The 11,312-nt window shown below is 69.3% G+C and carries 9 protein-coding genes and 1 pseudogene; 8 read left to right on the forward strand and 2 right to left on the reverse strand.

The window, feature by feature from the left end; translation table 11 throughout:
• Positions 1–371: 371 nt before the first annotated feature.
• Complete coding sequence (locus tag WDW90_RS23085; protein WP_336489802.1) at positions 372–2,333, forward strand: acyl CoA:acetate/3-ketoacid CoA transferase; 1,962 nt, start codon at positions 372–374, stop codon at positions 2,331–2,333.
• Between the two features lie 83 nt (positions 2,334–2,416).
• On the opposite strand, the gene sfnG is transcribed toward WDW90_RS23085, so the two are convergent.
• Entirely contained in the window at positions 2,417–3,526 is a 1,110-nt protein-coding gene (gene sfnG / locus WDW90_RS23090) for a dimethylsulfone monooxygenase SfnG (RefSeq protein ID WP_336489803.1), read from the reverse strand.
• 568 nt (positions 3,527–4,094) lie between these two features.
• On the opposite strand from sfnG, the gene msuE reads away from it, so the two are divergent.
• The 7 genes and pseudogenes from msuE to WDW90_RS23125 all read left to right on the forward strand — a co-directional run bounded on the left by msuE (position 4,095) and on the right by WDW90_RS23125 (position 10,006).
• Positions 4,095–4,682, forward strand: a complete 588-nt coding sequence (gene msuE / locus WDW90_RS23095; protein ID WP_336489804.1) for an FMN reductase — start codon at positions 4,095–4,097, stop codon at positions 4,680–4,682.
• Positions 4,679–5,629 carry an aliphatic sulfonate ABC transporter substrate-binding protein gene (locus tag WDW90_RS23100; RefSeq protein ID WP_336489805.1) on the forward strand — a complete coding sequence of 317 codons (951 nt, stop codon included), beginning with the start codon at positions 4,679–4,681 and terminating at the stop codon, positions 5,627–5,629. Before msuE ends, WDW90_RS23100 begins: the two co-directional genes overlap by 4 nt.
• A gap of 4 nt (positions 5,630–5,633) precedes the next feature.
• Positions 5,634–6,657, forward strand: a pseudogene (locus WDW90_RS23105) (sulfonate ABC transporter substrate-binding protein).
• A 5-nt stretch (positions 6,658–6,662) separates the two neighbouring features.
• The gene (locus WDW90_RS23110; RefSeq protein ID WP_336489806.1) at positions 6,663–7,454 is read left to right on the forward strand and encodes an ABC transporter permease subunit; all 792 of its coding nucleotides are present in this window, start codon (positions 6,663–6,665) and stop codon (positions 7,452–7,454) included.
• A gap of 5 nt (positions 7,455–7,459) precedes the next feature.
• Positions 7,460–8,302, forward strand: coding sequence for an ATP-binding cassette domain-containing protein (locus WDW90_RS23115; protein ID WP_336489807.1), 843 nt, complete (start codon positions 7,460–7,462; stop codon positions 8,300–8,302).
• A gap of 19 nt (positions 8,303–8,321) precedes the next feature.
• Entirely contained in the window at positions 8,322–9,485 is a 1,164-nt protein-coding gene (gene ssuD / locus WDW90_RS23120; protein WP_336489808.1) for an FMNH2-dependent alkanesulfonate monooxygenase, read from the forward strand.
• Between the two features lie 134 nt (positions 9,486–9,619).
• Positions 9,620–10,006, forward strand: a complete 387-nt coding sequence (locus WDW90_RS23125) for a hypothetical protein (protein WP_336489809.1) — start codon at positions 9,620–9,622, stop codon at positions 10,004–10,006.
• Positions 10,007–10,015: 9 nt separating this feature from the next.
• Here the strand turns inward: WDW90_RS23125 and WDW90_RS23130 are convergent, their stop codons facing one another.
• Positions 10,016–11,110 (reverse strand): NAD(P)/FAD-dependent oxidoreductase, encoded by a 1,095-nt coding sequence (locus tag WDW90_RS23130; protein WP_336489810.1) that lies wholly within the window; start codon positions 11,108–11,110, stop codon positions 10,016–10,018.
• Between the last annotated feature and the right edge of the window lie 202 nt (positions 11,111–11,312).

Raw genomic sequence — 11,312 nt, forward strand, 5'->3', positions numbered from 1 at the left:
CCCTGCGGTCGGTATTCATTGATATTCAAAATACAAAACACATTGAACCAAGAAGCGAGATGCGCCCGCAAGGTCGAGCCGGACATACGCATCGGTCCCGAGACGTGTTCGGCTCGCGGCGTCGAGCCGCGCTGTCGCGATCCGTTTCGCTTGCTCTTTGGAGTGAGCCCCGCTTCTCAGTGGATGTCTTTGTCGCGTTGCAGCAAGACTTTGGTGCATCGCAAGAAGGCGGGGCTTCCACTTGCGGACGCCGGTCGCGCTCTCTAGGCTCCCGGAGCGAACTGAAAAAAGACTGACGCCACAGCCGATTGTGCAGGATAATACTTGTCTGCCCGGCCGGGAGCGGAAGCAACAGCCGGAATGCAGGTCTCATGAAGAAAAATAAGGTCATCACCGCGGACGAGGCCATCGCGCTCATCCGCACCAACGACGTGGTCACGACGACCGGGTTCGTTCAGAGCTGCATCCCCGAGGCGCTGCACGCGGCGCTGGAGAAGCGCTTCGTCGAGACGGGCGCACCGCGCAACCTGACGCTGATCATGACCGCGGGTGCGGGCGACAGCAAAGGGCTCGGCACCGGGCGCCTGCACCATGACGGCCTGCTCGGGCGGGTCATCGCGGCGAATTTCGGACGGATGCCGAAGGTCGCGCAAGCCGCGCAGGAGAACAAGATCCTGGGCTACAACCTGCCCCAGGGCGTGATCTCGCAGCTCTACCGCGCCTGCGCGGCGGGGCAGCCGGGCCTGTTCTCCAAGGTCGGCCTCAAGACTTACGTCGACCCGCGCCACGGCGGCGGGCGCGTCAACACGGTGACGAAGGACGACATCGTCAAGCTCGTCGAGGTCGATGGCGAGGAGTGGCTGTTCTACACCGCCACCAAGATCGACGTGGCCTTCATCCGCGGCACCTCGGCCGATCCCTCGGGCAACATCTGCATGGCCAAGGAGGCTCTGACCCTCGACAACCTGGCCCAGGCCATGGCGGCCCGCAACAACGGCGGCATCGTCATCGCGCAGGTCGAGCGCATCGTGGAGCAGGGCTCGATCAAGCCCAAGGACGTGCGCGTGCCCGGCATGCTGGTCGACGGCGTCGTCGTGGCCGAGCCGGAGCATCACCGCATGAATTACGGCGTGATGCACGACGCCGCGCTCGCGGGCGAGATCCGCGTGCCGGTGACCGGGATCAAGCGGATGCCGCTCACCGAGCGCAAGATCATCGCCCGGCGCGCCGCCTTCGAATTGCCGCCGAACGGCGTCGTCAATCTCGGCGTCGGCGCGCCGGAGGGCATCTCATCGATCGCCGCGGAGGAGAAGGTCACCCCCTACATCACCCTCACCACCGAGGCCGGCGCGGTCGGCGGCGTGCTGGCGAGCGGGTCGAGCTTCGGTGCGGCGACCAACGCCGATTGCATCATCGACCAGAACCAGATGTTCGACTTCTACGACGGCGGCGGCCTCGACATGACCTGCCTCGGCATGGCCGAGTGCGACGGCGAGGGCAACGTCAACACGAGCCGCTTCGGCGGGCGCCTCAACGGCTGCGGCGGCTTCATCAACATCTCGCAGAACGCCCGCAAGGTCGTCTTCGCCGGCACCTTCACGAACGGCGGCCTCGTTACCAAGATCGAGGACGGGCAGTTGCGGATCGTGCAGGAGGGACGCTCGCGCAAGTTCGTCGAGCGCGTGGAGCAGAATACCTTCAGCGGGCCCTTCGCACAGGAGCGGAGCCAGCCCGTTCTCTACGTGACGGAGCGCTGCGTCTTCCATCTGACGAAGCGGGGCCTCGAACTGATCGAGGTGGCGCCCGGCATCGATATCGGGCGGGACATCCTCTCGCAGATGAGCTTCATGCCCATCATCGAGAGCCCGATCACGATGGACCGGCGCATCTTCCGCGAGGAGCCGATGGAGCTGCTGGCGGATCTCCTGAATCTCAACCTGTGCGAGCGGGTGAGCTACGATGCCGGCCGCAACCTGCTCTTCGTCAATCTGGAAGGCTGGCAGGTTCGGTCGAAGGGTGACGTCGATGCCCTGCGCCAAGTCCTGGAGACGGCCTGCCTTAAGGCCGGCCAGCGGGTCAACTCGGTGATCAATCACGACGGGTTCCGCATCAGCGAGAACCTGTACGACGATTACGCCGAGTTGATCGAGTACATGCAGACGTACCATTACCTGACATCGACCCGCTACGCGACGAGCGCCTTCCTGCGCCTGAAGATGCAGGAGGCGCTGAGCAAGCGCGGGCTCGCGCCGCATATCTTCGAGCGCAAGGAGGACGCCCACGCCTTCCTCGACGGCCATCAGGCGGGATCGGCCATCGCCTCCGCGGCCTGACGCGACGGGCGTGGGGCGGCCGACGCCCCACGCTCCGCCTTTTCTCGGCGGACGCGGCGGGCGGAGTCCCTGCGAAGGACGCCTTAGGCCGCCTTCTCGGCCGGCCGAGCCGCCCGGTCCGCCTCCAGCGCCCGTACCCGCGGGATGACGTGCTCGCCGAAATACGCGATCTCCTCCTGGAAGTGCAGGAAGGCGAGGAGCGCGAGTTCGACGCCGACCTCCTTGAGGGCCACGATGCGCTCGGCGATCTGGTCCGGCGTGCCGATCAGGTTGGTCTTGAAGCCGTCATTGTACTGGACGAGGTCCTCGAAGCTCGATCTCGCCCAGTTGCCCTCGCCTTCCGGCGAAGCCTTGCCGGCATTCTTCACCTCGTGGCCGAACGCCTTCACCGCCTCCGGATCGGCGTGGTCGATGATCTCCTGCAGGACGGCGCGCGCCTCCTCCTCCGTGCTCCGGGCGATCACGAAGGCATTCACGCCGACGCGCACGGAATGGCCGTTCGCCGCGGCCTTGGCGCGGATATCGTCCACCTGCGTCCGGATGCCCTCCGGCGTGTTGCCGTTCGTGAAGTACCAGTCGGAAACGCGGGCCGCCATGGCGCGCGCGGCGCGCGACGAGCCGCCCTGGAAGATCTCGGGCAGCGGCTCGGCTGGCTTGGGCTTCAGCGTGTAGTTCGCGTAGCGGTAGAAGTCGCCTCGAAAGGTGAAGGCATCCTGCGTCCAGATCCCCCGCAGGGAGCGGATGAACTCCTCGGAGCGGCGGTAGCGCTCGTCGTGATCGAGCCAGGGCTCGCCGATCGCCCGGAACTCGCCCGAGAACCAGCCGCTGACCACGTTGACGGCGATGCGCCCGCCGGTGAGCTGGCTGATCGTCGCGATCTGCTTGGCGGCGAGCGTCGGGTTCCAGGGCCCCGGCAGCAGGGCCGCGATCACCTTGAGGCGCGTGGTGGCCGCGAGGAGCGCGTGGCTGAAGGCGACCGATTCGTGCTGATACTCGGCACCGTAGCCGGCCGTGAAGCGGATCTGCGTCAGCGCGTAGTCGAAGCCCGCCGTCTCGGCGATCTGTGCGAGGCGCCGATTGTAGTCCGGGTCCCAGCTGGTGCGCTGCGGGATTCGGCTGATCACGAGGCCGCCCGAGACGTTCGGCACCCAGTAGGCGAAGCGGATCCGGTCTCGAGAGACGGGCAAGGTCATGGCGTGTCCGGTGTTGGCGGCCGGAGCCGCGGGGGCGGGCCTAAACAGTCGACCGGATCTCAAGCTCGTCAAGAATTCGACTTTCGTCGGCGATATCAGATCAAGAAATGATTGCTTTAGCAAGTCTCGCTCATCGGACTTGATTCGTCAAAGGAAGCATAAGTTTTTATCTCACCTGATATAAGAAGATTGTTTCCCGGTCTCGCGCTCCGACACAAGGATCGACCCTCGCTCGGCGGATGGCCGCTGCGGCGACCGGAATCCTCCGGTCGGTCCGGCAATGCGTTCGTTAAAACGTACGTAGCCATCGTCGACCCGCGGCCGGCCCGCGGGACGCCTCGCGCGAAAAAGCGGACGGACCGGTATTCCAAGAAGAGCGGCCACTCTCGCACTCATCCTACCGTCAAACCCGGCGGCGGCGCGATGTTCATCTCCAAACCACCGTTCATTCAAAAGAACGTTTCATTGACCTGAGGCCCCCGCGCGGCCACCCTTCACGGCATCGGCGACAGGCCATCGCGAGCGGCTGTCCAGCCCGCGCCAAGTCCCTCGTTCCTGGAAATACTTCATGACCCGTCCGCGCATCATCGGTTTCAGTGCGAACATCCAGCGTCCGTCGAAGACGCGCCACCTCGTCGAGGCGATCGCGGACGGGGCGTCCTCGCGGGTTCCGGCGGAGGTCCGCGTCTTCGACATCCTGGATGCCGGGCCGGGCCTCGGCTCGGCCTGGACGCGCGATGCGCTCTCGCTGCCGGCCCGGCGCATGGTCGAGGCGATCGAGGAGGCAGACGCGCTCGTGGTCGGCTCGCCCGTCTACAAGGGCGCCTATACGGGCCTCTTCAAGCACCTGTTCGACTTCGTCGACCCCGGCGCGCTGGCCAACCGGCCTGTCGCGATCGCGGCAACCGGGGGCGGGACGCGCCACGCGCTCGTGGTCGAGCACGCGTTCCGTCCGCTGCTGGGCTTCTTCGGGGCGCTCGCGGTGCCGACCGCCGTCTACGCCTCGGACGCGGATTTTCGCGATGGCGCCGTCGCGGACGAGGGTGTGCTGCGACGGATCGACGACGCGGCAGGCCAGCTCGCCGCCCTCCTGGCCCGCGGCATCCAGGCACAAGTGCGGCCGCAAGGCCTCATGGCGGCCGGAGCGGCCCGATGATCATCACCCGGCGCTCCATCCTGGCGACCGCTCTCGCGGCAGCTGCGGCGGCCCGGCTGCGGGCGGCCGAGGAGCGGGTATTCCGCATCGGCTACCAGAAGAACGGGATCCTGGTCGTCGCCAGGCAGCAGGGCGTCATCGAGCAGCGGCTCGCCGGGCTCGGATTCGGTGTGCGCTGGGTCGAGTTCTCGTTCGGGCCGCCGCTCCTCGAGGCCCTCAGCCTCGGCGGCATCGATTTCGGCCAGACCGGGGACGCACCCCCGATCTTCGCCCAGGCCGCGGGCGGCAACCTCGTCTACGCGGCGGCCCAGGAGGCTGCCGGCTCGGGCGCCGCGATCCTGCTGCCGCCGGGCTCGCCCGTCCAGCGGGTGGCCGACCTCAAGGGCCGGCGCGTCGCCTTCGCGAAGGCGTCGAGCGCGCATAATTTCACGATCGCGGCTCTCGAGAAGGCGGGGCTGACCTATCGCGACATCGAGCCCGTGACGCTCGCTCCCGCCGACGCGGCGGCGGCCTTCACCCGCGGCAGCGTCGAAGCCTGGACGATCTGGGACCCCTACTTTGCCATCGCGCAGGCTGCCGAGGGCGTGCGCGTCCTCACCCTGGCCACGGATGTCGCGCGCCCGAACAGCTTCTTCCTCGCAAACCGCGGCTTCGCGGAGGCGCAGGGCGCTGCGCTGCAGGCCGCCATCGATGCCCTCGCGGAGGTGGCGCGCTGGTGCGGGGCAAATCACGGCGAGGTCGCCGCCCTCCTCTCCAAGGGGACAGGCGTGCCACTCGCGGCGACGCGCCGCGCCGTCGACCGGACCGACTACGTCATCGGCCCGATGAATCCGGCCGTGACGGCCGAGCAGCAGCGCATCGCCGACCGCTTCCACGCGCTCGGCCTCATTCCGAAGCCGATCCGGATCGCCGAAGCGCTCTGGTCGGCGCCGAACCGCAACGGGTGATCCCATGTCAGAGCGCAACTCCTCTCCCGCGAACCGCGGACATTCCGCCGCGCCCACCCTCGCGGGTACCTCTTCCGTCAGCCGCCGCACCGTGCTTGCCGGGGCGCTCGGCGCGGCCGCGGTGGCCTCCATCCGCCCCGTGCGCGCCGCTGAGGCCCGCCTCCTCCGGGTCGGCTACCAGAAATACGGCACCCTCGTCCTGCTCAAGGCCAAGGGCCTCCTCGAGCGCAAGCTGGAGCCCCTTGGCTACCGCGTCGCATGGGCCGAGTTCCCCTCGGGCCCGCCGCTTCTCGAAGCCTTGAATGCGGGCGCGATCGATCTCGGCTCGGCCGGCGAGGCGCCCCCGATCTTCGCCCAGGCCGCGAGCGCGGACCTGCGCTACGTCGGAAACGAGCCGGCCGCGCCGCTGGGAGAGGCCATCCTGGTGCCGGCCGACAAGCCCGATCCGGACGGTGGCGGACCTGCGCGGCCGGACCATCGCGCTGAACCGCGGCTCCAACGTGCACTACCTCGTGGTGCGCGCGCTGGAGCAGGCGGGGCTGGACTACCAATCGGTCAAGCTCGCCTTTCTCCCGCCCGCAGATGCCGGCGCGGCCTTCGCGCGCGGTTCGGTCGATGCCTGGGCGATCTGGGACCCCTATCTGGCCTCCGCCGAGCGGGCGACGGGCGCGCGCACCCTCGCATCCGGCGAGGGACTTGCCCCGAACCGGCAATTCTACCTCTCGACCCGCTCCGTGACGGAAACGCACCGCGCGGCTCTCGATGCCGCGCTCGCGGCAATCGGCGAGACCGATACCTGGGCAAGGGCCAACACCGACGTGGTCGCGGCCGAGCTCGCGCCCTCGGTGGGGATTCCGGCCCCGATCCTCACGGTGGCGCTGAAGCGCCTCACCTATGGGGTCGCCCCGCTCGACGCGCAGACCATCGCCGACCAGCAGCGCGTCGCGGACGCCTTCCATGCCCTGCACCTGCTGCCGAAGCCGCTGCGCGTCGCGGACGCGGTCTGGTCGCCGAGCCGGAACGGGTGAGCGCGATGACGATCTCCATCCGAAACGCCGCATCCGGCGCCGGCAAACGGCTCGCGCCCTGGCTCCTGCCGACGCTCCTCCTCGGCGGTTGGCAGGTCGCGAGCTCGGCCGGGCTCGTCTCGAACCGGTTCATGCCGGCGCCCCTGGATGTGGTCGCGGCGGGTTGGCGGCTCGGTCGCACGGGCGAGCTCTGGACAAACCTCGGCGTCAGCTTCCTGCGCGCGGTCGGCGGCTTCGTTGTCGGCGGGGGGATCGGCTTCGTGCTCGGCCTCGCCAACGGACTCTCGCCGCGCGCGGACCGGCTCACCGACACCACCGTCCAGATGGTGCGCAACGTGCCCCATCTCTCGCTGATCCCCCTCGTGATCCTGTGGTTCGGCATCGGCGAGGAGGCGAAGCTCTTTCTCGTGGCGCTCGGCGTCTTCTTCCCGATCTACGCCAACACGCTGCACGGCATCCGCTCGGTCGATCCGCAGCTCATCGAGATGGGCCGGGTCTACGGCATGGGACCCGTCACCCTGTTCCGGCGCGTCGTCCTGCCGGGTGCGCTTCCCTCGATCTTCGTCGGGCTGCGCTACGCGCTCGGCATCATGTGGCTCACCCTCATCGTGGCCGAGACGATCTCGGCCTCCTCCGGCCTCGGCTACATGGCCATGCAGGCCCGCGAGTTCATGCTGGTGGACGTCGTGGTCCTGGCCATCCTCATCTACGCTGTGCTCGGCAAGGTCGCCGACCTCCTGACGCGGGCGCTCGAGCGCGCCTGCCTCGCCTGGAACCCCGCATACCGGACGGTCTAAGCACCATGCTCCTCGACGAACTCAGGCCCTCCCGGCCGAATCGCGCCCCCGCCTCGCCCCGCGCCTCCGCGCCGGAGGCCGCGCGTCCGCGGAGCCCGGCGGCGCGCGGCCTCGCCATCACCCTGCGGGGCCTCGCCAAATCCTTCGATGCGCGTCCCGTGATCGCGGGCATCGACCTCCACGTCCCGGCCGGCCAGTTCGTCGCGGTGGTCGGGCGTTCCGGGTGCGGCAAGAGCACCCTTCTGCGTCTGATCCTCGGCCTCGAGGATCCGAGCGCCGGACTGATCGACCTCGAAGCCCCTGCTTCCCGACGCGCGCCGCGCGGCATTCCGAGGCGCATCATGTTCCAGGAGCCGCGCCTGCTGCCCTGGGCGCGCGTCGTCGACAACGTCGCAGTGGGCCTCGGCGAGGATGGCCCGCGCGCCGAGCGCCGCGCGCGGGCCGAGGCGGTGCTGGCCGAGGTCGGGCTCTCCGAGAAGGCGGAGAGCTGGCCGGCGACGCTCTCGGGCGGCCAGCGCCAGCGCGTCGCGCTGGCCCGCGCCCTGGTGAGCCGGCCGGGCCTTCTCGCCCTCGACGAGCCCCTCGGCGCCCTCGACGCCCTCACCCGCATCGACATGCAGGCCATGATCGAGCGGATCTGGTTGGCGCAGGGGTTCACCGCCCTGCTGGTGACCCACGATGTCACGGAGGCGGTGGCACTCGCCGACCGCATCCTCGTGATCGACGAGGGACGCATCGTCCTGGATCTGCGCGTCGACGTGCCCCGTCCGCGCCGCCGGGGCGACCCCGACCTCGCGGCGCTCGAAGGCCGCATTCTCGATCACCTGCTGGGCGAACGCGCCGCCTGACCTCATTCGGAGACCGACCATGACCGGACAGACCGACATCCTGTGGTTCCTGCCAACCCACGGCGACGGCCGCTATCTCGGGGCTTCCGAGGGCGCCCGCGCCGTGTCCCTTCCCTATCTGAGGCAGATCGCGCAAGCGGCGGACGAGCTCGGCTATTACGGCGTCCTCCTGCCGACCGGACGCTCCTGCGAGGATTCCTGGGTCGTCGCCTCGGCGCTCGCGCCGCTCACGCGCCGTCTGCGCTTCCTCGTCGCCGTGCGGCCGGGGCTGCAGGAGCCCTCCGCGGCCGCCCGGATGGCCGCGACGCTCGACCGGATCTCGGACGGGCGCCTCCTGATCAACGTCGTGACGGGCGGCGATCCGGTGGAATTGCGCGGCGACGGCGTCTTCCTCGACCACGACGAGCGCTACGCCGTGACGGACGAGTTCCTGAGCATCTGGCGCGGGCTGATGGCGGGCGAGACGGTCACCTATACGGGCAGGCACCTGCGGGCCGAGCAGGGCCGGCTGGTCTTCCCGCCCGCGCAGAAGCCCTATCCGCCGCTGTATTTCGGCGGCTCGTCACCGGCCGGGATCGAGGTCGCGGCCGACCATTGCGACGTCTATCTGACCTGGGGCGAGCCTCCGGCCGGTGTTGCCGAGAAATTGGCGCGCGCCCGCGAGGCGGCCGAGCGGCGGGGCAAGACCTTCTCGTACGGCATCCGCCTTCATGTCATCGTGCGCGAGACCGAGGGGGCGGCCTGGGCGGCCGCCGAGGACCTGATCTCGCGCCTCGACGACGACACGATCGCGCGCGCGCAGGCGACCCTGAAGCGTCAGGATTCCGTCGGGCAGAGCCGGATGATGGCGCTGCACGGCGGCGATCGTAGCAGGCTCCAGGTCTCGCCGAACCTCTGGGCCGGCTTCGGCCTCGTGCGCGGGGGCGCCGGCACCGCCCTTGTCGGTTCGGCAGATCAGGTCGCCGACCGGATCAAGGAGTATATCGATCTCGGCATCGACCGCTTCATCCTCTCCGGCTATCCGCATCTGGAGGAGGCCTACCGCTTCGCCGAACTGGTCTTCCCGAAGCTGCCGCTGCGCACCACCACGGGCGTTCCGTCCGCCACCGTCCGGAACAACGGGCCCTTCGGCGAGATCATCGCCAACGACATCGTGCCGGGCCGGCGAATCGGCGCGCACTGAACGGCCCTCGGCGGGCCGACCGACGCCGCTCCTGTTCCTCAAGCCCGGAATCGGCCTGCCCCTGCGTCGCGCGACGGGTCGACGCGAACCCGGCCCTCGTGGCAGAAGCCCTGAAACGGCACAGGGTTAGGGTTGTGAGCGAACGCGAGACACCACCGAAGGCGACATTCGGCGTCGAGATGGGACCGAACGATCCGCGCATCCGAATTCAGATCGGCGAGCGGTCCATACCGGTGGACATCGAGCCCGAACAGGCCGCGGAGCTCGGGCTGGCGCTGCTCGCCGCGAGCGCCGTATGCTCCCCGGGCCACCCGCGGCCGCAGGAGGGCGAGGTCATTCAGTCCGCCCACATGCCGGTCGTCGGCTGGCAGACGGGCACGCTCAGCGTGGCACGGCTGCCCGTCCTGCTGGCAACGCTGCTGGGCGGCGCGCGCCTGATCCTGCGCTTCACCCCCGAGCAGGCGGCGGGCTGCGGCGAGGCATTGCAATCGGTCGCCGCGACCGTGAAGGAAGCGGGATGATCGGGCGCGTCAGGCCGCGAGCCTGTCCGCTACATCCTCGGCGAGCGACAGGCTCGCGGTCAGGCCCGGGCTCTCGATGCCGAAGAGCTGCACGAGGCCGGGCAGCCCGTGCTCGGCCGGCCCGTCGACGACGAAATCGATGACGGGCTCGCCGGGACCCGACAGTTTCGGGCGAATGCCCGCGTAGTCGGGCACGAGAGCGCCGTCCGGCAGTCCGGGCCAGTAGCGGCGGATGGAGTCGTAGAAGACGGCGCTTCGGGCCGGATCGACCCTGTAGTCGATCCTGTCGGTCCACTCGACGTCCGGCCCGAAGCGCATTCGCCCAGCCAGATCGAGGGTGAGATGGGTGCCGAGGCCGCCTTCGACCGGCGCCGGGTAGATCAGGTGGCGGAAGGCGGGCTTGCCGGCGCAGCCGAAGTAGTTGCCCTTGGCGAGAACGAGGCGCGGTACGCGCTCCGGCGGGTAATCCTCCGTGCGGGCGGCGAGCGATTGCGCCGCGAGGCTCGCGGCGTTGACCACGCCGTCGAAGGCCATCTCGCCCTCCGCATCCCCTGCGAACCGCACGAGCCAGGCGCCATCATGCCTGATCAGTCGCTCGACCGGCGTCCGGAAGGCGACGACGCCGCCCCGGTCCTCGAGATCGCCCTGGAGCGCCAGCATCAGGGCATGACTGTCGACGATGCCCGTCTCGGGCGAGAGGAGGGCCGCCGTGCAGGCGAGGTTCGGCTCGAGCCTCCGCGCCTCGGCCGCGTCGATCAGGCGAAGATGCTCGACGCCGTTCTCCTGCCCGCGGAGGTGGATCGCGGCGATCTTCGCCGTCTCGGCCTCGGAGGTCGCGACGATGAGCTTACCGCAGCGGGCATGGGGCACGCCGTGGCTCTCGCAGAAGGCGTAGAGCCTGCGGCGCCCGGCGACGCAGTGCCGGGCACGCAGCGATCCGGCAGGATAGTACATCCCGGCATGGATCACCTCGGAATTGCGGGAGGACACGCCGGAGCCGATCGCGGCCTCGGCCTCGGCCACCACGACGTCGTGCCCGCGGCCGGCGAGAGACCGCGCCACGGCGAGCCCGACGATCCCCGCGCCAATCACCAGGACTTGCATGCTCGACGCGGCTCCCCGCACCCGCTTCCGGCGCCGGAATCAGGACCGACCCGACGCGGGCTTGGCAGGCATCCGGGAGGGAAGCAAGGACCGCGTCGGCGCGCCTATTTTTCGCGCCATGCTTTTGCGATTTGGTCGGTGAGGGGTTTTGTGAGGTAGCTGAGGACGGAGCGCTCGCCGAGCTGCAGGAAGGCCTCGACCG

The sequence above is a fragment of the Methylobacterium nigriterrae genome, assembly GCF_037106235.1.
In the GTDB taxonomy this organism is placed as follows: domain Bacteria; phylum Pseudomonadota; class Alphaproteobacteria; order Rhizobiales; family Beijerinckiaceae; genus Methylobacterium; species Methylobacterium nigriterrae.